Here is a 25,178-nt window from a genome sequence, read left to right on the forward strand (position 1 = left end):
TTTTAATCACCTTAAGTGTTGTAATTTAATTTCTTGGTGGTATATTTGTGTACAGCTTCGCTAGCGAAGAGAAAACGCTCAAAGGATGAGTCCGATTTATCGCCTCCATGGAACCGAGAAATCAAGTAAACAGTTTTGATTTTAATGGTGATAGTTATGAATAAAGGTTTATCGTCTGCAATGTTCTGGAACCAACACTCTGTGTACACCGGTAACTTTGCATACCCTCGTAGCTTCGGCTACTGATACGCAACTTTTGCGTCTCGAACAAGTTTTGTTCACCCCTAAATTGGAATTTATTGACGACCAAATTTGGTCGATATGATTCACCGCCATCTCACTTGAGGTGGCGTTTTTTTATCCTCAAAAAATCTTCCCTATTCGAACTTGATCGCAACATTCTGTTGGTATTGAGCAATTGACTTATCTTCTGATCGACAGATTCCCTTTTTGGTTAGAAAACCCGCGTACAGTCAGAATTGTGTCTGGAATTTGTTTTTTGATAACTCTATAATCGCCGCCAATCGTTTACGCAACCGTTTACTTTTTTACCACTAAAGGATTCGAACATGCTGGAAAAGCTTTTTAAACTCAGTGAATACGGCACGAACGTGCGCACTGAGATCCTCGCTGGGGTCACGACTTTCCTGACCATGGCTTACATTATTTTTGTTAACCCAGCCATTTTGTCGGATGCGGGAATGGATCGCGGTGCGGTTTTCGTGGCGACCTGTTTGGCGGCCGCGATTGGCTGTTTCATTATGGGTTTTATTGCCAATTATCCTATCGCTCAAGCGCCAGGTATGGGGCTTAATGCCTTCTTCACTTATGGTGTGGTTCTTGGTATGGGACACACTTGGCAAGTCGCTCTGGCCGCGGTGTTCTGCTCGGGCGTGCTGTTTATCCTACTCAGCTTGTTCAAAATCCGTGAGTGGATCATCAACTCGATTCCTCACTCTTTACGTACTGGCATTTCAGCGGGTATTGGTCTGTTCTTAGCTTTCATCGCATTAAAAAATGCGGGCATTGTGGTCGATAATCCGGCAACACTGGTTTCTTTAGGCGCAATTACCTCGCTGCATGCGGTGTTGGCAGCAGTGGGCTTCTTCCTGACGATTGGTTTAGTCTATCGCGGTGTCAAAGGCGCGGTGATGATTGCTATTTTAGCGGTGACAGCTCTCGGTCTCGTATTTGGTGATGTGCAATGGGGCGGCATTATGTCTACGCCTCCGAGTATCGCGCCGACCTTCATGCAACTCGATTTCTCTGCTGTCTTTGAGATCGGCATGATTTCTGTGGTGTTTGCGTTCTTGTTTGTTGACCTATTTGACACTGCTGGCACCTTGGTTGGCGTTGCAACCAAAGCGGGATTGATCGAAAAAGATGGCAAAATTCCGCGCCTGAATCGTGCCCTGTTGGCGGATTCGACAGCAACGTCTGTCGGCGCTCTGCTCGGTACTTCAAACACCACTTCTTATATTGAAAGTGTCTCCGGTGTTGCTGTTGGTGGCCGTACTGGTTTAACTGCTGTGGTGGTTGGCATTTTGTTCCTTCTTGCATTATTCTTCTCGCCACTAGCGGGTATGATCCCAGCTTATGCGACGGCCGGTGCACTTTTCTATGTTGCTATTCTGATGATGTCGGGGTTAGTGAGCATTGATTGGCGTGATCTGACTGAAGCGGCACCCACTGTTGTTACCTGTTTGATGATGCCTCTGACATTCTCGATTGCGGAAGGTATCTCACTCGGTTTTATTGCTTATGCCGCAATCAAACTTTTCAGTGGTAAAGGACGCAGCGTCTCTCTCAGTGTATGGGTTATGGCGGCCATTTTTGTCATCAAATACATTTTGGCGGCGTAAGAGAAGACATTATAAAAATTCAATTTAGGTTTATCACATGAGCAAAAAATTCGTTATCACCTGGGACAATATGCAGCATTACTGCCGTGAACTTGCACAGCGTCAAATGCCTGCAGAACAATGGAAAGGTATCTTGGGTGTCAGCCGTGGTGGCTTAGTTCCCGCTGCTATTCTCGCTCGCGAGTTGGGCATTCGCTATGTGGATACGGTGTGTATCTCGAGCTATGACCATGATCACCAGCGTGATATGACAGTTCTGAAAGCACCAGAGCATGACGGCGAAGGTTTCTTGATCATTGACGATCTGGTGGATAGCGGCGATACCGCACGTAAAATCCGTGAAATGTATCCGAAAGCGAAATTTGTGACTGTCTGTGCTAAACCTGCGGGTAAAGACTTGGTTGACGAGTACGTGGTTGATATTCCACAAGACACTTGGATCGAGCAACCATGGGACATGGTGCTGTCTTATGTTGAGCCAGTTAATCGCAAGCAAAAATAGTCTTTTTGCCGAGAATTTGAAAATGACCCTTTCAAGGGTCATTTTTTTTTACTACTGTTAGCCCAACTTAGCGCAACGCCAGTAAAGAGACTTGTCATGTCAGAAGCGAGCAGCAAAAACCTGTCTGAGACCCTGTTTCAAAATCACAAACAAGCTAAAGAGACATCTTCGCTTACCCAATATATGCCAAGCAGTTTAGAGCTGTTAGACACTCGCCGAGAACAATCATCCCAAGCTTGGTACCGTAATTTGCGCCGTTTACAGTGGATTTGGCAGGGCGTTGATCCGGTTGAGCAGGAAGAGATCCTGGCGCGGATTGCCTCTTCTAAGCATTCGCGCACTCACGATGAGTGGCTTGATACTGTGATGGGATATCGCAGTGGTAACTGGACCTACGAATGGACGCGCGTTGGCATGCTGCATCAAAAGCAAGCGGCGGAGCGTCAAGGAGAAGAGGCGGCCGATCAAATGTTTGCCGCGGCGCTCTATTACAGCATCGCGGGTTATCCTCATCTTCGAAACGACAACTTGGCTTTACAAGCCCAAGTGCTCGCAAACAATGCTTATCAAGAAGCGGCAAAACTGACGGGATTTGTGGTTAAGCGCTTAGAGTTTTCCTATCAAAACAAAAAAATTGCTGGTTATTTGCATCTACGTAATACCGATTCTCCAAAGCCTGTGGTGCTGGTTAGTGCGGGGTTAGATAGCTTACAAACTGATATGTGGCGTCTATTTCGCGACTATTTAGCCAAGCGAGATATCGCCATGCTGACCATTGATATGCCGTCACTGGGCGCAAGCTCTCACTGGCCATTGACTGAAGATTCCTCCTGCTTGCATCAAGCGGTACTGAACCAGCTGGCAGATCTGCCTTGGGTGGATCATTTCCGTATCGGGCTGATTGGTTTTCGTTTTGGTGGGAATGCGATGGCGCGGCTGGCTTTTCTCGAGTCGGATAAGGTGAAAGCTTGTGTTTCACTTGGCGCGCCAATTCACGATATTTTCACCTCCCCTAATAAGTTGGCCGCCATGCCAAAAATGTATCTTGATGTACTGGCGTCACGTTTAGGCAAAAACGTAGTCGATGTGCGCAGCTTATCCGGACAATTGATGGCATGGTCGCTAAAAGTGCAGGGTTTTATGTCTGGCCGCAGAACCAAAACGCCGATTTTAGCACTGGGATTGGAAGGGGATCCGGTATCGCCTTATTCAGACAACCAACTCGTGGCACTCTTTAGCCAAGGTGGGCAAGCGAAGAAAGTAAAAAGTAAAACAATTTCACAGGGATATGAGCAATCCCTCGATTTGGCAATAAACTGGCTAGAAGATGAACTTTGCAAGTGACATTTCCATAAAAGTCATCAAAAGTAAGCAATAAGTGGCGAATATTTGTTCGTCTAATTCTAAAATCTCCCCGCCGAAGTTGTCGGTTGAGGGAGATAACATGGCTCTCAATTGCTGCTTATGGAGATGAATTATGTCAGAGATGACCAAAACCCCTACCCACTACCGCCTGCTCTCGACCTTGAAAGCGATGGGGCCTTATTTACGCGAAGGGCAGTGTAGTGAGCGATTCTACTTATTTGATTGTCTCGCCTCATGTGTGAACGATAAAAAATCCCCTGAAAAACGCGAGTTTTGGGGCTGGTGGATGGAGTTGACGCAAAATGAGCAAGAAATGTCAGCTTGCTACCATATCGGTCGCTATACGCTTGCGGGAGATTGGGTTGCAGAAGCGATACCAGAATCTGCCCAAGCGGAGGTTAATCATACTCAAGCGGAATTTCACAAAAAGTTAGTCAAAACGTTACGTGAACGTTTCGAAATCTCTGTCACTGTCTCAACCGAGTCCGCGCCATTTGCCTAATTAACCCTGTTCAATCGATAACCCGAAGAAAAAGGTGCTTTTGCACCTTTTTCTGCTTGTGCATTGCAGTGTGGATTGCTAAAACATCGTCTCTTAAAGTTTTTCTCAACAGAAGCAATCATGACCACAAATCAACGAAGCATCAAAGCTCCACAAACGGTTGTTGTGAAGCTGGGAACCAGTGTTCTGACCGGCGGTACTCTTGCGCTGGATCGTGCTCATATGGTTGAGCTCGCTCGCCAGTGTGCTGAACTCAAAAAGCAAGGTCACTCAGTAGTGATCGTGACCTCGGGCGCCATTGCGGCTGGCCGTGAGCATTTAGGTTACCCTGCGCTGCCCAACGCGATTTCCAGCAAGCAACTGCTGGCAGCGGTTGGGCAAAGTCGTTTGATTCAGGTCTGGGAATCGTTATTTGCGATTTATGGCATCAAAATTGGTCAGATGCTGCTCACCCGTGCTGATCTTGATGACCGTGAGCGTTTCCTTAATGCGCGTGACACCATCAATGCGTTAGTTGAAAATGGCATTGTGCCTGTGGTCAACGAAAACGATGCGGTAGCAACCAATGAAATCAAAGTCGGTGACAACGATAACTTATCGGCGCTGGTCGGTATTTTGTGTGGTGCGGATAAGCTGCTGCTGTTGACCGATCAAAAAGGCTTGTTCACCGCCGATCCGCGTAAAGATCCCAATGCCCAACTGATCAAAGAAGTGACCACCATTGATGACACACTGCGCAAAATTGCTGGTGGCAGTGGCACTACACTCGGTACGGGCGGCATGGCCACCAAGCTGCAAGCGGCGGACATTGCTCGTCGTGCTGGTATTGAAGTCATCATTGCGGCAGGTCGTGCGCCCAATGTGATTTTTGACTCCTTAAGTGATGAGCCACAAGGCACGCGCTTCTTAGCTTTGGAAGAAGCGTTAGAAAACCGCAAACGCTGGATTTTGGCAGGCCCAGCGGCATCAGGCGATATTGTGATTGACGATGGCGCAGTGAAAGCGGTGCAAACCAAGGGCAGCAGCTTGCTCGCCAAAGGTGTGGTGCGAGTGCAAGGTCAGTTCGCCCGTGGTGAAGTGGTGCGGGTACTGGATAAGCAAAGTCATCTGATTGCGCGCGGCATCGCGGCCTACTCCAATGACGAGTTGGCGCAAATTGCTGGTAAGCACAGTAAAGAGATCATCGATATTTTAGGCTACGATCACGGCTCAGAAGTGATCCACCGCGACGACATGGTCGTGATTCAAGAGTAAAGGAGAGAATGATGGATTTAACCGTACTCGGTAAAGCGGCCAAAGCGGCCTCTTTCCAACTGGCTACCGCCAGTACCGCGCAAAAAAATCAGGCTCTCGCCAGTATGGCCGATCAGTTGGAAGCGCAAAGCGCGAGCATTCTTGCTGCAAACGCAAAAGATATTGCGCTGGGGCGCGAAGCGGGTTTGTCTGATGCCATGCTGGATCGCTTGCTGCTCAATGAGTCTCGCTTGCAAGCAATCGCCAACGATGTGCGTAACGTGATCAAATTGAACGATCCCGTCGGCAGCGAAATTGATAGCCGAGTGTTGGAAAACGGCATGTCATTGGCACGCCGTCGCGTCCCCCTTGGTGTGGTCGGCGTCATTTATGAAGCTCGCCCTAACGTCACCATTGATATTGCGGCGCTGTGTTTAAAAACCGGTAACGCCGCGATTTTGCGCGGTGGCAAAGAGACGTTTTTCTCTAACATGGAACTGGTCAAAGTGATCCAGTCGGCGTTGGATAAAGCAGGTCTGCCAGCGGCTTCCGTGCAGTACATTGAAAAGCCAGATCGTGAACTGGTGACGCAACTCCTGAAAATGGATGATTACGTCGACATGATCATCCCACGTGGCGGTGCGGGCCTGCACAAAATGTGCAAAGAAAACAGCACAGTGCCTGTGATCATTGGAGGCTTTGGCATTAGCCATATTTTCGTGGATGAAAGTGCTGATCTGGATAAATCGGTTGCCGTAATTGAAAACGCTAAAGTGCAACGCCCATCGGCGTGTAATGCGCTAGATACCTTGTTAGTGCATCAAGCGATTGCCAAACCGTTACTAGACAAACTCATCGCAAAACTGAATGGCAAAGTGGCGTTTGTGGCGGAGCCCAAAGCCAAGGCGTTGATGAGTTCAGCGGCTGAGCTGCGTGATGCGCAAGCGGGCGATTTTGATACCGAATGGCTCAGCTACACCTTAGGGGTGAAAGTGGTGCAGGATGTACAAGAAGCCATTGAGCATATGCGCGAGCACAATGCGAGCCATTCCGATGCGATCATGACCAACGATCTCTATAACGCTGAGCTGTTTGTGAATACCGCCGGTTCAGCGGCGGTGTATGTCAACGCTTCTACGCGTTTTACTGACGGTGCACAGTTTGGTTTAGGCGCAGAAGTGGCAGTCTCAACACAAAAACTGCACGCGCGTGGTCCGATGGGGCTAGAAGAGCTCACCAGCTACAAGTGGGTGGGCAAAGCTAATTACCTGTCACGCAGCTAAAATTCAAGCAAAGATGTGATGTAAAGGGGCTTCGCGCCCCTTTTTCTTTGGCTCTCAACAGCACATCGGCTACACTGGTTGTCTTGTTATGGAGGTAATATGCATTGTCCTTTCTGTTCTGAAAACGATACCAAAGTGATCGATTCACGTCTGGTGGCTGACGGACATCAAGTGCGCCGTCGTCGTCAGTGTCTGGCTTGTAATGAGCGCTTTACCACCTTTGAAACCGCGGAGTTAGTGATGCCACGCGTGATCAAATCGAATGGTAATCGTGAGCCTTTTGATGAAGAGAAAATGATTGGTGGCTTGCAGCGCGCATTGGAAAAGCGCCCAGTGAGTGCCGATGCGATTGAACTGGCGATCAGCACCATAAAATCTAAGCTACGTGCCACTGGCGAGCGTGAAGTTCCGAGTAAACTGATTGGTAACTTGGTGATGGAACAGCTGAAAGTGCTAGATAAAGTGGCCTATATTCGCTTTGCATCCGTATATCGTAGTTTTGAAGATGTCCGTGAATTTGGCGAGGAGATCGCCAAACTGCAGGACTAACCGATAGGATTAACTGAAAGCGATTATGCCTATGTTTACCTCTTTTGATCATCAAATGATGTCTCGCGCGATTGAACTTGCGTGGCGCGGGCATTTTACCACTTCTCCTAATCCTAATGTCGGCTGCGTGATCACTCGCGGTGAGCAGATTGTAGGGGAAGGTTTCCATTTTCGCGCGGGGGAACCCCATGCTGAAGTGCATGCTATGCGCCAAGCCGGTGAGCTTACCCGCGGTGCGACCGCTTATGTCACTTTAGAACCTTGCTCTCATTATGGTCGCACACCGCCTTGTGCTGAAGGGCTTATTAAAGCCGGGGTTGCGAAAGTGATTTGCGCAATGCAAGACCCTAACCCACAAGTGGCGGGGAAGGGCGTACAAATGCTGCGTGATGCCGGGATTGAGGTTGAAGTGGGGTTGCTGGAAGCGGATGCTCGAGTACTCAACCGCGGTTTTCTAAAACGTATGGAAACCGGCATGCCTTTTGTGCAGCTTAAAATGGCGGCGAGTCTCGATGGACAAACCGCGCTCGCTAACGGTAAAAGCCAGTGGATTACCTCTCCTGCAGCACGTAAAGATGTTCAGCGGTTTCGCGCGCAAGCCAGTGCGATTCTCTCCACCAGTCAAACGGTGCTGGCGGATAATGCTTCTCTGGCGGTGCGTTGGTACGATTTACCGTCATCGGTACAGGCGCAATACGCAGAAGCGGATTTGCGTCAGCCACTGCGGGTGATTTTGGATCGTCAACATCAATTGCATCCAGAGTTAGCGTTATACCAAACACCTTCACCCGTGCTGCGAGTTGCCAGCGAGAATGCCGAACTCTGTATCTCTGCTGAGAACGGAAAGCTTGATTTGCGTGAGCTTTTGGCACTACTCGCTCAGCAACACAATGTGAATCAACTCTGGGTAGAGGCGGGGAGCCAACTGGCTCAATCTTTGATTGAGCAAAAGTTGGTGGATGAAATCATTCTCTATTTAGCGCCGAAACTGATGGGCAGTGATGGCCGTGGTTTATTTGGCGCGCTCGGTTTGACGGAAATGGCTGAGGCCATTGAACTCAAAATAGAAGATTGTCGAATGGTGGGGGCAGATTTGCGGATCATCGCCACCCCAAAAACAAAAGATTAGCATTATGTTTACAGGTATTGTTGAAGCGGTTGGCAAGCTGACCGCTATTATCCCTAAAGGCAGCGACGTCACCATCAGTGTAGATGTGGGTAAGCTGGACATGGGCGATGTTAAACTCGGTGACAGTATTGCCACTAATGGCGTCTGCTTAACGGTTGTGGCATTTGATCAGCGTAGTTTTAGCGCGGATCTGTCGATGGAAACCCTCAAAAAATCGGGCTTTGCACAGTATCAGGTTGGTGATCGCGTTAACCTTGAAAAAGCCATGCTGCCCACGACCCGTTTTGGTGGTCATATCGTCTCAGGGCATGTGGATGGCGTAGGTGAAATCGTCGAGCGTATTCCTGTGGGGCGTGCGGTGGATCTGTGGGTCAATATGCCGGCAGAAATCAGCAAATACGTGGCTGAAAAAGGCTCGATTACCGTTGATGGCATCAGTTTAACGGTCAATGATCTGCGTAAAAACGCGTTTAAACTGACCATAGTGCCCCACACCAGCGCAGAAACCACTATCGATGAATTCCAAGTGGGACGCCGAGTCAATCTGGAAGTGGATGTATTGGCACGTTACATGGAGCGTTTACTGCAAGGTCAACAAGAGAGTGAACCTCAATCGCGTCTGACCATGGCATTTTTGCAACAAAACGGTTTTGCTTAACCTCAGCTCTCAGAGGTTTCATAACAATAGGACTGACATCATGCCAATTAGCACCCCACAAGAGATCATTGAAGACATTCGTCAAGGCAAAATGGTCATCCTGATGGATGATGAAGATCGTGAAAATGAAGGCGATCTGATCATGGCGGCTGAGCACATTACGCCAGCAGCGATCAATTTTATGGCAACCCATGGTCGCGGACTCATCTGTTTAACGCTCACGAAAGAGCGTTGTCGCCGTCTGGGTTTAAATCCCATGGTACAAGATAATAATGCCCAGTACACCACCAATTTCACCGTTTCGATTGAAGCTGCCGAAGGCGTGACCACCGGTATTTCAGCGGCGGATCGCGCGCGCACAGTACAAGCGGCAGTGGCAAAAGAAGCGAAAGCGGCCGATTTGGTTCAGCCGGGGCATATTTTCCCGTTGGCTGCACAAGATGGCGGAGTATTAACGCGCGCTGGGCACACAGAAGCTGGGTGTGATTTGGCACGCTTGGCAGGTTTAGAGCCCGCGTCGGTGATTGTGGAAATTCTTAATGATGACGGCACCATGGCGCGTCGTCCGGACTTAGAAGTGTTCGCTGAAAAACACGGCTTAAAGCTGGGTACGATTGCAGACTTGATTGAGTACCGCAACCACACCGAAACCACCATTGAGCGTGTCGCGCAGTGTAAACTGCCAACCGAATATGGTGAGTTTGAGCTGGTGACTTACCGCGACATCATCGATAAGCAAATCCACTTTGCTCTGCGTAAAGGCGATATTACTAGTGCGCCAACTCTTGTGCGTGTGCATCTGCAAGATACTTTTACCGATCTGCTGCACAGCAACCGTGCGGCAGAGCGCAGTTGGCCACTTGCGACAGCAATGCAGCGTATTGGGCAAGAAGGCGGGGTGTTGGTGATCCTGGGTCATGAAGAATCGAGTGAGCTCTTGCTACACCGAGTGAAAATGTTTGAGCTGCAAGATAAAGGCGAAGCCCCTGCGATGGCCAAAAAACAAGGCACTTCACGCCGGGTCGGGGTTGGCTCGCAAATCCTTGCTGATCTTGGAGTGAAAGAGATGCGTCTGCTCTCTTCACCAAACAAAAAGTACCACGCATTGGGTGGTTTTGGTCTCAATGTGGTCGAATACGTCTGCGAATAATCGCTATTCCCTTGCTACTTGAAGTGGCAGTGGAGTGAGCGACCTTCATTCCCCCAAGCATAGAACCTACCTATACTGGGGGATGAACTTACTGTCCGCCTCGCTGCAAAAACAAGTCGTTTGAGGATATTTCATGGCTGGTTTACCGCGTTTTAGCTTGATGGCAGTGCGCGGTGTAAGCCCAAATTTCTGTTAGATATTGCTCACAAATTTGTGCTAGAATCCGGCGATTCTCACTTGATGAACAGAGTTAAAGGAAAGCTTATGAAAGTGATCGAGGGTGGTTTCCCAGCACCAAATGCGAAAATTGCGATTGTGATTTCTCGTTTCAACAGTTTTATCAATGAAAGTTTGCTGTCTGGTGCCATCGATACTCTTAAGCGTCACGGTCAGATCAGTGATGACAACATTACCGTTGTGCGTTGTCCCGGTGCGGTTGAGCTGCCTCTGGTAGCGCAACGTGTTGCAAAAACCGGCGACTACGATGCGATTGTCTCTCTGGGTTGTGTGATCCGTGGCGGTACACCGCACTTTGACTACGTTTGCAGTGAAATGAATAAAGGTCTGGCACAAGTGTCTCTGGAATTTAGCATTCCAGTCGCATTCGGTGTGTTGACTGTTGATACTATCGATCAAGCTATTGAACGCGCAGGAACCAAGGCTGGTAATAAGGGTGCTGAAGCAGCACTGAGCGCACTTGAGATGATTAATGTTCTTTCTGAAATCGATTCCTAATGGGGGCCAGTGTGAAACCAGCCGCACGTCGTAATGCACGTCAATTTGCGCTACAAGCAATTTATTCATGGCAAATTACTAAAGAGAATGTTGCGACTATTGAAGAGCAATTTCTAACCAGCGGTAAGTACGATGAAGAAGAACATCGTGCCGCTGAGCCAGCTCTTGCTGCTCCTGAAACCGATGTTTCTTATTTCCGTGATCTGCTGGCGGGTGTGGTTTTAAACCATAATGAACTCGACAGCAAACTGCGTCCTTTTGTTTCTCGTCCGATGCAAGATCTGGACATGATGGAACTGGCGCTACTGCGTTTGGCCATGTATGAAATGACGCGTCGTGAAGACGTACCATACAAAGTGGTGATTAACGAGGCGATTGAACTGGCAAAAGTGTTTGCTGCGGAAGATAGCCATAAATTCGTTAACGGTGTGCTGGATAAAGCCGCACCGCACGTACGTAAGAAAGCGTAATCCGTTTTCCACCAGAAGGTCAGCAGTCGCTGACCTTTTTTCTTGATAAGCTGCGACCTAATGCAGCGTTTCAACCAAAGAGTCTGGATGATGTTTGGTGAATTTAATTTAATCGATAAATACTTTTCCAACCGACAAGCACAACGCAAAGACGTTCACTTAGCATTGGGTGATGACTGTGCCATTGTCAAAGTTCCTGAAAATTCGCGCGTGGCGATCAGCACGGATACCTTAGTTGCTGGAACCCATTTTCTGGCTCAGGCCAATCCGGCTTGGGTCGCGCACAAAGCCTTAGCGTCGAACATCAGTGATTTGGCGGCGATGGGCGCGACTCCGGCTTGGGTTTCGCTTGCGTTGACTCTGCCTGAGATTGATGATGCGTGGCTAACGCCATTTTGCGATGCTTTTTTCGAGTTGGCCAAGTACTACAATGTGCAGCTCATTGGTGGCGATACCACCAAAGGGCCACTCAGTATCACATTAACCGTGCAGGGCTTTTTACCCAAAGAGCAGGCTATGCTGCGTAGCGGGGCGAAAGTTGGCGATTGGCTCTATGTCACGGGCGATCTAGGCGATAGCCAAGCCGGCTTAGACGTGATTTTAGATCCGGAAAAGCGCCATTTACCCTTCGCCGATATTCTTGAGCAGCGCCATTACTTGTCGACACCACGCATTGTGGCAGGGCAAGCCTTAGTGCATTTGGCCTCTTCGGCGATTGATATTTCCGACGGCCTGATTGCCGATCTGCAACACATTTTGCGGCGTTCCAATGTTGGGGCGAGTATTGATGTCAGCTTGTTGCCGCTGTCTAAAGAGTTATTGCAGTTTGTAGACAGTGTCACTAGTGCACAGCAGTATGCCTTGACCAGCGGTGAAGAGTACGAACTCTGCTTCACCATTCCAGAAGAAAATCGAGGCTCGCTAGAAAATGCGCTCGCACATTGCGGCACGAAAGTGACCTGTATTGGCCAAATTCGCCCGGCCGGTACGTTTGAGCTGCACAATCAGGGGAAAAAGCTCGATTGGCAACTGGCTGGGTATGATCATTTCAAGGTGAAAGCATGAGCGATCCACGCAGTAATCTCTCCTTAAGTAACCCTTGGCACTTGCTTGCTACTGGTTTTGGCAGTGGCTTGTCGCCCATCGTGCCCGGAACGATGGGCACGTTAGCATCGGTGCCATTTTATCTAATGCTGGCACAGCTCCCTTGGATTCTGTATGCCGTCGTGGTTGTGTTCGCTAGCCTCATCGGCATAAAAATTTGCCAAGTCACCTCAGATGATATGCAGGTACACGATCACGGTTCGATTGTTTGGGATGAATTTGCCGGCTTTTGGATCACTATGCTGATTGTGCCGTTATACCAATTACCGGTTTTCGATTGGAAATGGCTCGTGACAGGTTTTGTGCTATTTCGCTTTTTCGATATGCTCAAACCTTGGCCGATCAGTTGGTTGGATAAGCGTGTGCATGGCGGTTTCGGCATCATGATTGATGATTTAGTGGCTGGAGTAATGGCCGCGATAAGTTTAGCGGCCATCGGCTACTGGTTAGAGTGGCTGCCTGTTTGAGATTCGCCTGTTTAGGTTCCCCTAGGGGAACCTAACTCAGCTAGTTTAATTTTTGCAAATCGGCTTCAATTTCGGCAATTTTACTGGCAACGACCTTTTCCAAATGGCGTAAATCATTAAGAATTTTCTGTTTCACGTCTACTTCACCCATGACTTCAGGTTTGGTTATCTTATTAAGCTCATCAATCACCAGCGTTAAATTGCGATTAATTTCAGTGACTTCTTTGTACTGATGACTGCCACTGTCGACCAATACATTTTTGATCTGCCTTGGATACTTAAACTTGACGCTTTTGGCGAACAGCTCGCCCTTTTGCTTTTTGAAGTAGATCTTTAATACATCTTTATGCGCTTCTTGGCGCAGCGAATAGCGTTCAATTTGCGTAGGTTCATTAATACCCAAGCCAACGAGATGGGGAAACATAGGCAACCTCTTAGTTAAAATAACCCGCACGCCTCTTGATATACCCTTCCTACTTGAAGCTGCAGCGGTGTTAGCTACGTTCGTTCACCCCAATCACATAGTTTGTCTATGCTCATGGGGACTCACTCACTTGCCGCCTACCTGCAACTCCAAATTGTTTGGGTATATACATTTACCAAGATGGCACTCAATTTACTGTAGCAGTTGGTTGATGTGCCTGACAGTTCAATAGGTTAACTTGTGCTCAAGATCGCACCCGAACCTTGACCGTTTCGCTACTGAGCGCTAGGCGCGAGCTCTGCGACATGTTCAATCAATTTCTCGCGCAAGTGCTGCTCCTCCTCTTCATTGAGGCGCGTGCCTTGGGCGTTGGTCAAAATGAATAAGTCTTCTGCGCGCTCACCTATGGTCGTGATTTTAGCCGCATGCAAATCCAAGTTGAGTTCGGCAAAGGTTGCTCCGACGGTAGCCAGTAGTCCCGGCGTATCCAGCGCGACGAATTCCATTAAGGTGCGCTTTTTACTCTTGGTTGGTAGAAAATCAACCTGAGTTTTGACTTTAAAGTGCTGCAAGTTACGAGGAATGCGCCTTGCCTTTTGCGTGGTAGGACGACCATCTTCCAGTACATGCACCAGATGACGAATCAGTGCTTGATGGCGATCTTCTTCAATGGCTTGCCCATTTTGGTCAAGTACCATGAAAGTATCGAGTACATAACCGTCTTTACTGGCCATGATTTGCGCGTCATGCACGTTCAGATTACGTCGGTCGAGCTCGGCAACCACAGTCGCAAATAAAGCAGCCTGATCCTTGGTGTAGATAAAAACTTCCGTTCCGCCGCGAGTGGCTTTTTTGCTGAGTAAAACCAAAGGTTTGCTACTGTCTTCATGGCGTAATAAATGGGTGCAGTGCCACGCGATCTGTTTATGAGTATGGCGCAAGAAATAATCGGCTTTAAAGCGCTGCCACAACACCTCAATTTCACGGCTAGAGAAGCCTTCTTTGCGCAGTAAGGCAGAGGCCATTTGCTGGTTATGACGAATGCGTTCACGGACATCGACGGGATTTTCTAGGCCGCGCCGTAGCGCGCGCTGGGTTGAGTAAAAGAGCTCTGCCAACAAAGTCCGTTTCCAACTGTTCCAAAGCTCAGGGTTGGTGGCGCAGATGTCAGCGACGGTTAAACACACCAAGTATTCGAGGCGCTCTTCATCACGCACTTTTTTGGCAAATTCGATGATCACATCTGGATCGTAGATATCACGACGCTGCGCGGTGACTGACATCAGGAGGTGATTTTTGACCAGCCAAGCGACCAATTTCGCTTCCGGTTTAGATAAACCGTGCTCAATACAGAAATCAAACGCTTCATCAGCACCAATTTCTGAATGATCACCGCCGCGTCCTTTACCGATATCATGGAAAATGGCCGCGAGGATGAGCAGCTCTTTTTTCTGAATTTTAGGGTAAATTTCACAGCAAATAGGGTGGCGGTCGTGGTTATTGGCATCACTGAATAGATGGATATGTTTGAGTAGACGAATACTATGTTCATCCACCGTATAGACGTGGAACAAGTCGAACTGCATCTGGCCAACAATCTGGTTCCATTGGGGCAAATAAGCAGCAAGTACGCCCAGCTTGTGCATTTGGCTAAACGCTTTATGCAGTGCGTTGGGGTGGCGTACCAGCTCAATAAACTTTTCGCGTGCGGCGGGAAGGGTGTGCAGAAATTTATTCAGTCGGCGACGAGCCGTGCGTAATTGGCGCATGGTGGCTGGCGCAACCGATTCGATGGTGGAGTCGCTGGCCATGTGCAAAAACATATCCAGAATAGTTTCTGGACGAGCTTGAAATAGCGCGGGTTTACGCGCTTCAATCATATTGCCACGGCGTTGGAAGTCATCATCAATAATCACGGCTTCGGCTTCTTCACCATTATTGAGGATCGCTTTATCGAAAATTTTCAGCAGCATTTTGTTGAGTTCAGCCACACGACGCAGGGTGCGGAAAAACTCTTTCATCATCATCTCTATGCCACGGTTGCCTTCACCAAAGTAACCGAGATGACGAGCAACTTGCACTTGATGCGCGAAGGTTAAGCGGTTGTCGTAACGTTTCAGCTCAATGTGCAGCGCAAAACGCACGCGCCATAAAAAGTCTTGGCACTCAACCAGCTCACGGTATTCGGCATCGGTCAGAAAACCAAAGCGGCTCATCTCATACAAGGACGTTGCTCCAAAATGGCGGCGTGCGACCCAACTTAAGGTGTGAATATCGCGTAGCCCACCGGGAGTCGATTTGATGTCTGGCTCTAAGTTGTAGGTGGTGTCGTGATATCGAGCGTGGCGCTCTTTCTGCTCACGCACTTTGGCTTGATAGAAGATTTCACTTGGCCAGAAGGACTCAGAATGGATCACCATTTTCAGGCGATGAAAGGTCTCTTCACAGCCGCACAGTAAGCGCGCTTCTTGCAAGTTAGTGGCTACAGTGAGGTCGGCTTTACCGATTTCAGCACACTGTTCCACGGTTCGTACCGCGTGGCCAATCTCCAATTTTAAATCCCATAACAGGGTGAGAAATTGGCTGATTTTATTGGCGACTTGTTCGCTGAGCGGCTGTTGAGATAAGACTAGGAGATCGATGTCTGAGAGAGGGTGTAGCTCACCACGCCCATAACCCCCAACCGCGACTAAGCTCACTTCAACCAGCTCATCAAAGCCAAAAAATTGCCACAAACGGTGGAGTAGCAAGTCCATGTATTCGGAGCGGCCAAGCACTAAGTCGGTCACTGGATGGTGATCGAAAAACTCCTGCTTTTGGTATTCAGTAAAGCTTTCGAGCTGCTGCTTTAAGCTCTCTACCGTCAGTTGGGGTTCTTGAAATGTGATAGGGGATTGATACGGCATAGCGCGTCCATGCAAGCGTTAACACGAATGGAGCCAATCTAGCAGATGGCGACGGATAAAAAAATATCCCTGACCAGCAGGGATATTTTCAATCGAAGGAAAACTTAGGCGTTATTCAAGATGCGTGGCAGGCTTTCTTCACTACGTAGCGTCAGGATTTCACAGCCAGTTGCAGTGACCAAAATCGTATGTTCCCACTGGGCAGATTTTTTGCCATCGGCGGTGTAGACCGTCCAGCTATCTTCATCATCAAGACGGCAGCCAAATTTACCGGCGTTAATCATGGGCTCAATGGTGAAAATCATCCCTTCACGCAGCACAGTGCGGTCACTGTTTTTGTAGTGCACCACTTGTGGCTCTTCATGGAACTCAGCACCAATGCCGTGACCACAGTAATCACGCACGATAGAGAATTTAAAGCGCGGGTTGTTTTTGTTGTTGGTCTTGATGTGTTTTTCAATCGTGGTTCCAATTTCGCCCAATTGAACGCCCGGCTTGACTTGTTTCAGTGCCAAGTAAAGGCACTCTTGCGCCACATGACACAGGCGTTTGTCTTCAATCGACACATCGCCAATCAAAAACATTTTTGAGGTATCGCCGTGGTAGCCGTCTTTGATAACCGTAATATCGATATTAAGGATGTCGCCATCACGCAGTACCGCAGGACGTTGGATCTGACCAAAATAAGTATCTTCACTGGCAGGAATGCCGTGGCAGACAATGTGGTTGATCGACGTACAGATCGATTTTGGAAAACCGTGATAATTCAGTGGTGCCGGAATCGCGCCTTGAACTTCAGTAATGTACTTATGACATATCTGATCCAGCTCTTCGGTAGTCACGCCTGCTTTCACATGAGGTTCAATCATTTCCAGAACTTCAGCGGCTAAGCGGCCCGCAACGCGCATTTTTTCAATTTCTACGGCATTCTTGATTTTTATAGACATCGGCTTTCTCTACTCACTTGTGAGCACACAAGGTGCTAGTGGCGCTATTGTAACAATGGACAGATGAAGCGCAAGAAAACAGTCGTCCGGCGTTAAAATCGAGTGGCTAAGTCATGGCTTTGCATTGGCTATCGACGAATTTTTTCTAGCCACACAGGGGCGAAATATGATATAAAGCGCGCCGGAATCCGGGTCCTTATTCTCCCTGTTGGCGAAAAGGATTGGGAACCACAAACCTAATTGTTTAAATCACACACATTCCGACACGTATTCCGGGGTGCTCCAAGTGGAGTCGGATATACGGGGGATGTGGAGGCCTAACCCCATAGAGGATTTTAAAATGGCATCTGTATCAATGCGCGATATGCTGACAGCGGGCGTACACTTCGGTCACCAAACTCGTTACTGGAACCCAAAAATGAAGCAATTCATTTTCGGCGCACGTAACCGCGTTCACATCATCAACCTAGAAAAAACTGTACCTATGTTCAACGAAGCTCTAGCTGAGCTGGCAAAAGTTGGCGAGAAGAAAGGTAAAGTTCTATTCGTTGGTACTAAGCGCGCTGCATCTGAGTCTGTGAAAGAAGCAGCTCTAGCAAGCAACCAATACTACGTTAACAACCGCTGGTTGGGCGGTATGCTGACTAACTGGAAAACTGTTCGTCAGTCAATCAAGCGTCTGAAAGAGCTGGAAGTTCAATCTACTGACGGTACTTTTGACAAGCTGACTAAGAAAGAAGCTCTAATGCGCACTCGCGAAATGGAGAAACTGGAAAAGTCTCTTGGCGGTATCAAAGATATGGGCGGCCTGCCTGACGCTCTGTTCGTAATCGACGCAGATCACGAGCACATCGCTATCAAAGAAGCGAACAACCTAGGTATTCCAGTATTTGCTGTTGTTGATACTAACTCTAGCCCAGACGGCGTAGACTACATCATCCCAGGTAACGACGACGCGATCCGCGCTGTTCAACTGTACCTGAATGCTGCTGCTCAAGCGATCAACGAAGGTCGTAACAAAGACGTAGCTGCTGTAGCTGAAAAAGACGGTTTCGTAGAAGCGGAATAATCTCGGCTCTGAGTGAAACTTAGGCTATCTGCCATGATTGTGTAGCATAGCCCAAGTTATAGTTAGCATTGGGGGCCGATAATGTAGGCCCTCAATTTTTACCCAATCCAGAATTAACTGAGGAATAGAGAATGGCTGTTACTGCTGCTCTAGTAAAAGAACTGCGCGAGCGTACTGGCGCAGGTATGATGGAATGTAAGAAAGCCCTTGTTGAAACCAACGGTGACATCGAGCTGGCGATCGAGAACATGCGTAAGAGTGGTGCTGCTAAAGCTGCTAAGAAAGCTGGCAACATCGCTGCTGAAGGCACCATCATGATCAAAGAAGGCGAAGGCATTGCGGCTCTAGTTGAAGTCAACTGCCAAACTGACTTCGTAGCAAAAGACAGCAACTTCGTAGCATTTGCTAACCAAGTTACTGACGCTGCTCTCGCTTCTAAAGCCTCTGTAGAAGAGCTGCAAGCACAATTCGAAGAAGCTCGTGTTGCTCTTGTTGCGAAAATTGGTGAGAACATCAACATCCGTCGCGTTCAGTACGTTGAAGGCGAAGCTCTGGCGACTTATCGCCATGGCGACCGTATCGGTGTTGTCGTTGCTGGTTCTGCTGACGTTGAAACTCTAAAACACGTTGCAATGCACGTAGCGGCTTCTCGCCCAGAATTCCTGACTCCAGACGACGTTCCTGCTGAAGTGGTTGCTAAAGAACGTGAAGTTCAAGTTGGCATCGCAATGAACGAAGGCAAGTCAAAAGAAATCGCAGAGAAAATGGTTGAAGGCCGTATGAAGAAATTCACTGGCGAAGTTTCTCTGACTGGTCAGCCATTCGTAATGGAGCCAAAGAAAACTGTTGGTGAAATTCTGGCTGAGAAAGGCGCAACTGTTTCTGCATTCATCCGTCTAGAAGTAGGTGAAGGCATCGAGAAACAAGAAGGCCTGAGCTTTGCTGAAGAAGTAGCACTGGCGCAAAAAGGTTAATCCTAGCGCGATTGCTCAGAAAAAGACCGTGGCCATGGCTGCGGTCTTTTCACGATTAAGGTGTTGATTCGTTAATGATTGAATCATAAAGCGTCGACTCGATTAACCGTGATGAATGGATTTTGGCCTAGCACTCAAATCTATCCATGACTGTTAATCCTCAACTCTCTTTGGAAGGTAAACTCCCATGACAACGAACCCTAAACCAGCTTATCAACGTATTCTGTTAAAACTAAGTGGTGAAGCGCTACAAGGCTCTGAAGGTTTTGGTATTGATCCAACGGTACTTGATCGTATGGCTCAAGAAGTAAAAGAACTGGTTGAGCTGGGTGTTCAAGTGGGCGTTGTGATTGGTGGCGGCAACCTATTCCGTGGTGCTGGCCTTGCCAAAGCGGGTATGAACCGTGTTGTTGGGGATCATATGGGCATGCTTGCCACGGTAATGAATGGTTTGGCAATGCGTGATGCCCTGCATCGTGCTTACGTCAATGCACGTCTGATGTCTGCTATCCCACTAAATGGTGTGTGTGACGATTACAGCTGGTCTGATGCGATTCGCGAATTGCGCCAAGGCCGAGTGGTGATTTTTGCTGCGGGTACAGGCAATCCTTTCTTTACTACGGATTCGGCTGCGTGTCTGCGTGGTATTGAAATTGAAGCTGATGTCGTTCTCAAAGCGACCAAAGTAGATGGTGTTTACAGCGCTGACCCGGTAGCCAACCCGGATGCACAACTGTATGATAAGCTGGCTTACAACGATGTGCTTGAGAAAGAACTGAAAGTGATGGATTTGGCGGCGTTTACTCTGGCTCGTGACCATAAAATGCCAATTCGTGTCTTCAACATGAATAAGCCAGGCGCACTTCGTCGTGTCGTTATGGGTGAAGCTGAAGGTACGCTGATCAGCGACGTGCAGTGATCCGTCTGCGAACGAAACGCTCTCGAAACGAAAACAAGAATTAAGGTGATATTGTGATTAATGAGATCAAAAAAGATGCGCAAGAGCGTATGGAGAAAAGTGTTGAAGCACTGAAAAATGGCCTGTCGAAAATTCGTACTGGCCGTGCTCACCCAAGTCTGCTGACGGGTATTTCAGTTGACTACTACGGCGCTCCAACTCCACTTAATCAGGTTGCTAACGTGATTGCTGAAGATGCACGTACGCTAGCGATCACCGTGTTTGATCGCGAATTAACTCAAAAAGTTGAAAAAGCGATCCTGATGTCTGATCTGGGTCTAAACCCAATGTCAGCCGGCACCATTATCCGCGTTCCACTGCCACCGCTCACGGAAGAACGTCGCCGTGATCTGGTTAAAATCGTGCGTGGTGAAGCAGAAGGCGGTCGTGTTGCGGTACGTAACATTCGTCGTGATGCGAACAACGATCTGAAAGCGCTACTGAAAGACAAAGAGATTTCAGAAGACGATGAACGCCGTGCACAAGAAGAGATTCAAAAGCTGACGGATGCGGCAGTGAAGAAGATCGATGATGTGCTTGCTGCAAAAGAAAAAGAGTTGATGGAAGTTTAATCCACTGACTTGGTGAACAAAACGCTGTGCTCGCAGCACAGCGTTTTTTTATGCTACTCTTGCGCCTCTTTGATTGTTCGTTGTGTTTCTTATGCAAAATCTATCTCTTTCCCAAGATGTATTGCCTAAACATATTGCCGTCATTATGGATGGTAATGGTCGTTGGGCGAAAGCGCAGGGAAAACCGCGTGTTTTCGGCCATAAAAATGGTGTGGCTGCGGTACGAAAAACCATCTCTACTTCTGCTCGCCTTGGCATTAAAGCCGTAACTCTGTTTGCTTTTAGCAGCGAGAACTGGCGTCGTCCGGAAGAAGAAGTGGGCGTGTTGATGGAACTTTTTATGACGGTTCTTTCAACCGAAATTAAGAAATTGCATAAAAACAATCTGCGTTTGCGAGTGATCGGTGATAAAAGCCGCTTTAGTGAGCGTCTGCAAACGAAAATCGCGCAAGCGGAGCAGTTAACCGCCAGCAATACCGGCATGGTGGTCAACATCGCTGCGAACTACGGTGGACAGTGGGATATCTTGCAAGCTACTCAAGCATTGGCTGAAAAGGTTACCCAAGGTGAACTGCAACCGTCGGACATCGATGAAGACGTATTTAAGCAGCATTTGACTATGGCTGATCTGCCGGATGTGGATTTGTTGATCCGCACCAGTGGAGAGTGCCGCATTAGTAATTTTATGCTTTGGCAACTTGCCTATGCAGAAATGTATTTCACTCCAGTCTTCTGGCCTGAGTTCGATGAAAACTGCCTGATTGAAGCAGTGACTTGGTTTGTTAATCGTGAGCGCCGTTTTGGCTGTACTGGTGAACAAGTCAAGGCATTGATGGAAAACTGAATATAGGACTTCTCAATTTGAAGCAGCGAATCATTACAGCGCTTATTCTGGCGCCTTTGGTGATCCTTGGCATCCTTTATCTGCCTTTTGCTTGGTTTATGTTGGCACTCGCAGTAGTGACCTTACTCGGATTCTGGGAATGGACTCAGTTCGTTAACCAACCATCACGCATGTTAGCCATGATTCCCGCCTTATTGGTTGGTGGTATCAGTGTCGCTTTGATCGACTTTCAATTTCCGGCTATCAGCAATATGAATACGGCGCATTTTATTGTGCTGGGTATCGGTAGCCTTTGGTGGCTCGTCTCAAGTGGACTGGCGATCACTTATCCGCGCTCGCGTCCATTATGGGAGCACTCCAGCACTGTTCGCCACCTGTTTGGCCTATTTACGCTGCTGCCTTTCTTTTGGAGTGTGTTGTTCTTACGCGCCGATACTTACCTTTCCGATCCTCTTTATGGTGCGAAATTAGTTCTCTTCGTCTGTTTTCTGGTCTGGGCCGCAGACAGCGGTGCCTATTTTGTGGGAAAAAGCTTAGGTAAACACAAAATGGCGCCCGCAGTCAGCCCGAATAAAACGATAGAAGGTTTGGTCGGTGGCATCGTCACCGCCATGCTGGTTGGTTATTGGGTAGCAGAGTGCTTTGGTATTCAATTTAGCTCTATGCCTGTCATGCTGCTGATCATCTTATTGACTGTGGTAATTTCGGTTTTAGGGGATTTGGTCGAGAGCATGTTTAAACGTGTTTCTGGGATCAAAGACAGCAGCAATATCATTCCTGGGCACGGCGGCATTCTGGATCGGATTGATAGCCTAACGGCCGCTTTCCCTGTGTTCGCTCTTCTCTATTTCTTGTTCTAGTACTCAGGCTGCTTAGGCAGCCTGATGTGAATAACAGCGATCTTCACTATGCGTAAACTAACCATTTTAGGTGCCACAGGTTCGATAGGAGCCAGCACCCTTAAGGTGATAGCCCAAAATCCACAGCAGTTTTCCATTGTTGCGTTAGTGGCTGGGGTCAACGTAGCCAAAATGTACCAGCTGTGCCAACAGTGGCGGCCGAAATATGCCGTTATGGCAACGGCGTCAGCAGCATCTGAGTTGCAAGGCTTGCTCAAAAACCAAGCGATGGCGACCGAAGTGCTGTACGGCGAAGAGGCGATGTGCCAAGTCGCGGCGCTGGATGATGTGGATACCGTGATGGCGGCCATTGTTGGGGCCGCAGGTTTGTTACCCACCATGGCGGCGGTGAAAGCGGGTAAGCGTGTGTTACTTGCCAATAAAGAAGCATTGGTCATGTCGGGACAGCTATTTATTGATGCTGTCGCACAATCTGGCGCTGAATTAATGCCCGTAGATAGTGAACACAACGCGATTTTCCAATGTCTGCCGACTGAAATCCAAACTCAGTTGGGGCGCTGTGATTTATCTCAACACGGTATCGACCATATTTTGCTCACGGGCTCTGGCGGCCCTTTCCGCTATAGCGACCTTGCGACCTTAGATAGCGTGACTCCTGAGCAGGCGATTGCTCATCCAAACTGGTCAATGGGACCGAAAATTTCGGTAGATTCCGCGACCATGATGAACAAAGGCCTTGAATACATTGAAGCTAAATGGCTATTTAACACGTCACGTGAACAGCTCAAAGTGCTCATCCATCCTCAGTCGGTGATCCACTCTATGGTGCAATACCAAGATGGTTCAGTGATTGCTCAGTTGGGCGAGCCGGATATGGCAACGCCAATCTCCTATGCCATGGCTTATCCTGAGCGAGTGACCGCGGGAGTGCCAGCACTGGATTTTACGCGTTTGCAGCAACTGACCTTTATGGAGGTCGATTTTGCGCGCTACCCGTGCTTGCAATTAGCGATGGATGCGTGTTTCCTCGGCCAACATGCGACAACCTCGCTCAATGCAGCCAATGAAGTAGCCGTTGACGCGTTTTTAAAGCGGAAAATACGGTTTACTGACATTGCACTCATCAATGATCAAGTATTGTCCAAGGTCTGTGCGACCAACACCCAGTTACATTGCCGTGACTTGGAAAGCCTGCTTGAGCTAGATACAATGGCTCGGCATTTTGCCCATCAAGTACTCAAAGAGCGCCAAGCATGACCGACATATTGTGGAACTTTATCGCCTTCATCATTGCGCTGGGCATTCTCGTCGCAGTGCATGAGTTCGGACACTTCTGGGTTGCCAGACGTTGCGGTGTGAAAGTTGAGAAATTTTCTATCGGTTTTGGGAAATCGATTTGGAAACGCGTCGGCCATGACGGTACAGAATACTCGATATCGATGATCCCACTCGGTGGTTACGTCAAAATGCTCGATGGACGTGTGGATGATGTTCCCGCCGAACAGCAAGCCATGGCGTTTGATAAGCAGTCACTCTGGAAACGTTCTGCCATTGTGAGTGCGGGCCCCATTTTTAACTTCCTCTTCGCAATCTTTGCCTATTGGCTGGTGTTTATGATCGGCGTACCAGCGGTCAAGCCTGTGATTGGCGAAGTGACACCCTACTCGATTGCGGCTCAAGCGGGCCTTGAGCCGGGTATGGAGATCAAAGCGGTTTCTGGCGTGAATACTCCCGACTGGGAATCGGTCAACATGGGCTTAATTGGTCATATTGGCGATGACAGTATGACGATCACCGTCTCCTCCGCCGAAGGGGTGGGATTGAATGAAATTAAGACAATAAATCTGCGTGATTGGAACTTTGACCCAGAAACAGAGTCTGCTATGGGGGCGCTTGGCTTTAAACCTTTTACCCCTGAGATTTCCAATCAGCTGACCAATGTTTCTGCGCAAGGTGCGGGTGAGCGTGCGGGTTTACAAGTCGGTGATACCGTGTTGCAAATCAATGGACAAGCGGTTGAGGCTTGGCAACAAGTGGTCAATGCAATTCAAAGTCATCCTAACGCGCCTATCGCAGTTATGGTTGAGCGAGCAGGCCAGCAAGTTGAACTCACTTTGATTCCCGATAGCCGTGAGCTTTCGCAAGGAAAAGTGATTGGTTTTGCGGGAATCGCACCAAAAGTCGCAGAATGGCCGCAAAACTATCGATTTGAATTGCAATTTGGTGTATTTGAGTCGCTTGGTAAAGCGGTTGAAAAAAGCGGACAAGTGATTGACCTGACGGTCAGCATGTTGAAAAAACTGTTGGTGGGCGATGTTGGGTTGAATAATCTCAGTGGTCCCATTTCGATTGCTAAAGGCGCAGGAACAACGGCTGACTACGGCTTTGTGTACTTTTTAGGCTTTTTGGCTCTGATCAGTATTAACCTTGGCATTATCAACTTGGTGCCACTGCCGATGCTGGATGGTGGTCATCTGTTGTTTTTCATGATTGAAGCGGTGATCCGTCGCCCTGTTCCGGAAAAGGTGCAGGAAATGGGTTACCGGATTGGTGGTGCCATCATTTTCTCTTTAATGGCCGTTGCAATCTTTAACGATTTTACTCACCTGTGATTG

The 25,178-nt window shown here is 48.4% G+C and carries 26 protein-coding genes; 23 read left to right on the plus strand and 3 right to left on the minus strand.

Annotated features, from left to right (window positions below):
* Nucleotides 1-156: 156 nt before the first annotated feature.
* From vcdP to pgpA, 15 genes are all read left to right on the plus strand, one after another.
* Nucleotides 157-246: a small protein VcdP gene (vcdP, locus tag T411_RS1000000121615; protein WP_479729363.1), complete on the plus strand. Its 90-nt coding sequence runs from the start codon at nucleotides 157-159 to the stop codon at nucleotides 244-246.
* 323 nt (nucleotides 247-569) lie between these two features.
* On the plus strand, nucleotides 570-1,862 hold the full coding sequence (locus T411_RS0104530; RefSeq protein WP_000890416.1) for an NCS2 family permease: 1,293 nt from the start codon (nucleotides 570-572) through the stop codon (nucleotides 1,860-1,862).
* 37 nt (nucleotides 1,863-1,899) lie between these two features.
* Nucleotides 1,900-2,364, plus strand: coding sequence for a xanthine phosphoribosyltransferase (gene gpt / locus T411_RS0104535; protein ID WP_000037415.1), 465 nt, complete (start codon nucleotides 1,900-1,902; stop codon nucleotides 2,362-2,364).
* 96 nt (nucleotides 2,365-2,460) lie between these two features.
* The gene (frsA, locus tag T411_RS0104540; RefSeq protein WP_001287570.1) at nucleotides 2,461-3,708 is read left to right on the plus strand and encodes an esterase FrsA; all 1,248 of its coding nucleotides are present in this window, start codon (nucleotides 2,461-2,463) and stop codon (nucleotides 3,706-3,708) included.
* Nucleotides 3,709-3,841: 133 nt separating this feature from the next.
* The gene (crl, locus tag T411_RS0104545) at nucleotides 3,842-4,231 is read left to right on the plus strand and encodes a sigma factor-binding protein Crl (RefSeq protein WP_001293331.1); all 390 of its coding nucleotides are present in this window, start codon (nucleotides 3,842-3,844) and stop codon (nucleotides 4,229-4,231) included.
* Between the two features lie 120 nt (nucleotides 4,232-4,351).
* Nucleotides 4,352-5,485 (plus strand): glutamate 5-kinase, encoded by a 1,134-nt coding sequence (gene proB, locus T411_RS0104550; RefSeq protein WP_000210573.1) that lies wholly within the window; start codon nucleotides 4,352-4,354, stop codon nucleotides 5,483-5,485.
* 11 nt (nucleotides 5,486-5,496) lie between these two features.
* On the plus strand, nucleotides 5,497-6,747 hold the full coding sequence (locus T411_RS0104555) for a glutamate-5-semialdehyde dehydrogenase (protein ID WP_000366574.1): 1,251 nt from the start codon (nucleotides 5,497-5,499) through the stop codon (nucleotides 6,745-6,747).
* Nucleotides 6,748-6,846: 99 nt separating this feature from the next.
* Complete coding sequence (gene nrdR, locus T411_RS0104560) at nucleotides 6,847-7,296, plus strand: transcriptional regulator NrdR (RefSeq protein WP_000543544.1); 450 nt, start codon at nucleotides 6,847-6,849, stop codon at nucleotides 7,294-7,296.
* Nucleotides 7,297-7,321: 25 nt separating this feature from the next.
* On the plus strand, nucleotides 7,322-8,425 hold the full coding sequence (gene ribD, locus T411_RS0104565; RefSeq protein WP_001131982.1) for a bifunctional diaminohydroxyphosphoribosylaminopyrimidine deaminase/5-amino-6-(5-phosphoribosylamino)uracil reductase RibD: 1,104 nt from the start codon (nucleotides 7,322-7,324) through the stop codon (nucleotides 8,423-8,425).
* A 4-nt stretch (nucleotides 8,426-8,429) separates the two neighbouring features.
* Nucleotides 8,430-9,083: a riboflavin synthase gene (locus T411_RS0104570; protein ID WP_000493874.1), complete on the plus strand. Its 654-nt coding sequence runs from the start codon at nucleotides 8,430-8,432 to the stop codon at nucleotides 9,081-9,083.
* A gap of 40 nt (nucleotides 9,084-9,123) precedes the next feature.
* Entirely contained in the window at nucleotides 9,124-10,233 is a 1,110-nt protein-coding gene (gene ribBA / locus T411_RS0104575) for a bifunctional 3,4-dihydroxy-2-butanone-4-phosphate synthase/GTP cyclohydrolase II (RefSeq protein WP_001122865.1), read from the plus strand.
* A gap of 264 nt (nucleotides 10,234-10,497) precedes the next feature.
* Nucleotides 10,498-10,968 carry a 6,7-dimethyl-8-ribityllumazine synthase gene (ribH, locus tag T411_RS0104580; protein WP_000864130.1) on the plus strand — a complete coding sequence of 157 codons (471 nt, stop codon included), beginning with the start codon at nucleotides 10,498-10,500 and terminating at the stop codon, nucleotides 10,966-10,968.
* Complete coding sequence (gene nusB, locus T411_RS0104585) at nucleotides 10,968-11,438, plus strand: transcription antitermination factor NusB (RefSeq protein ID WP_000501296.1); 471 nt, start codon at nucleotides 10,968-10,970, stop codon at nucleotides 11,436-11,438. The genes ribH and nusB overlap by 1 nt, the downstream gene beginning before the upstream one ends.
* Before the next feature lie 90 nt (nucleotides 11,439-11,528).
* On the plus strand, nucleotides 11,529-12,503 hold the full coding sequence (gene thiL / locus T411_RS0104590; protein WP_001918806.1) for a thiamine-phosphate kinase: 975 nt from the start codon (nucleotides 11,529-11,531) through the stop codon (nucleotides 12,501-12,503).
* Nucleotides 12,500-13,009, plus strand: coding sequence for a phosphatidylglycerophosphatase A (gene pgpA, locus T411_RS0104595; RefSeq protein ID WP_001283269.1), 510 nt, complete (start codon nucleotides 12,500-12,502; stop codon nucleotides 13,007-13,009). Before thiL ends, pgpA begins: the two co-directional genes overlap by 4 nt.
* Before the next feature lie 40 nt (nucleotides 13,010-13,049).
* On the opposite strand, the gene T411_RS0104600 is transcribed toward pgpA, so the two are convergent.
* From T411_RS0104600 to map, 3 genes are all read right to left on the minus strand, one after another.
* Nucleotides 13,050-13,433: a DUF3461 family protein gene (locus T411_RS0104600; RefSeq protein WP_000483924.1), complete on the minus strand. Its 384-nt coding sequence runs from the start codon at nucleotides 13,431-13,433 to the stop codon at nucleotides 13,050-13,052.
* A gap of 275 nt (nucleotides 13,434-13,708) precedes the next feature.
* Nucleotides 13,709-16,339, minus strand: a complete 2,631-nt coding sequence (gene glnD, locus T411_RS0104605) for a bifunctional uridylyltransferase/uridylyl-removing protein GlnD (RefSeq protein ID WP_001146857.1) — start codon at nucleotides 16,337-16,339, stop codon at nucleotides 13,709-13,711.
* 104 nt (nucleotides 16,340-16,443) lie between these two features.
* Nucleotides 16,444-17,286 (minus strand): type I methionyl aminopeptidase, encoded by an 843-nt coding sequence (gene map / locus T411_RS0104610; protein ID WP_000023305.1) that lies wholly within the window; start codon nucleotides 17,284-17,286, stop codon nucleotides 16,444-16,446.
* 340 nt (nucleotides 17,287-17,626) lie between these two features.
* Here map and rpsB point away from each other — a divergent pair, with 340 nt between their 5' ends.
* The 8 genes from rpsB to rseP all read left to right on the plus strand — a co-directional run bounded on the left by rpsB (nucleotide 17,627) and on the right by rseP (nucleotide 25,175).
* Nucleotides 17,627-18,355 (plus strand): 30S ribosomal protein S2, encoded by a 729-nt coding sequence (rpsB, locus tag T411_RS0104615; RefSeq protein WP_000179228.1) that lies wholly within the window; start codon nucleotides 17,627-17,629, stop codon nucleotides 18,353-18,355.
* A gap of 131 nt (nucleotides 18,356-18,486) precedes the next feature.
* A complete protein-coding gene (gene tsf / locus T411_RS0104620) occupies nucleotides 18,487-19,329 on the plus strand; it encodes a translation elongation factor Ts (protein ID WP_000301490.1) in 843 nt (280 codons plus the stop codon).
* Between the two features lie 187 nt (nucleotides 19,330-19,516).
* Complete coding sequence (pyrH, locus tag T411_RS0104625; protein WP_000210548.1) at nucleotides 19,517-20,248, plus strand: UMP kinase; 732 nt, start codon at nucleotides 19,517-19,519, stop codon at nucleotides 20,246-20,248.
* A 53-nt stretch (nucleotides 20,249-20,301) separates the two neighbouring features.
* Complete coding sequence (gene frr / locus T411_RS0104630) at nucleotides 20,302-20,859, plus strand: ribosome recycling factor (RefSeq protein ID WP_000606619.1); 558 nt, start codon at nucleotides 20,302-20,304, stop codon at nucleotides 20,857-20,859.
* A 91-nt stretch (nucleotides 20,860-20,950) separates the two neighbouring features.
* Complete coding sequence (gene uppS, locus T411_RS0104635; RefSeq protein WP_001180544.1) at nucleotides 20,951-21,703, plus strand: polyprenyl diphosphate synthase; 753 nt, start codon at nucleotides 20,951-20,953, stop codon at nucleotides 21,701-21,703.
* Nucleotides 21,704-21,720: 17 nt separating this feature from the next.
* Nucleotides 21,721-22,563 (plus strand): phosphatidate cytidylyltransferase, encoded by an 843-nt coding sequence (locus T411_RS0104640; RefSeq protein WP_000813566.1) that lies wholly within the window; start codon nucleotides 21,721-21,723, stop codon nucleotides 22,561-22,563.
* Nucleotides 22,564-22,611: 48 nt separating this feature from the next.
* Nucleotides 22,612-23,820, plus strand: coding sequence for a 1-deoxy-D-xylulose-5-phosphate reductoisomerase (gene ispC, locus T411_RS0104645; RefSeq protein ID WP_001229026.1), 1,209 nt, complete (start codon nucleotides 22,612-22,614; stop codon nucleotides 23,818-23,820).
* Nucleotides 23,817-25,175 (plus strand): sigma E protease regulator RseP, encoded by a 1,359-nt coding sequence (rseP, locus tag T411_RS0104650; RefSeq protein WP_000129777.1) that lies wholly within the window; start codon nucleotides 23,817-23,819, stop codon nucleotides 25,173-25,175. Before ispC ends, rseP begins: the two co-directional genes overlap by 4 nt.
* The last annotated feature ends 3 nt before the right edge of the window (nucleotides 25,176-25,178 follow it).

The sequence above is a fragment of the Vibrio cholerae ATCC 14035 genome, assembly GCF_000621645.1.
Lineage (GTDB): Bacteria > Pseudomonadota > Gammaproteobacteria > Enterobacterales > Vibrionaceae > Vibrio > Vibrio cholerae.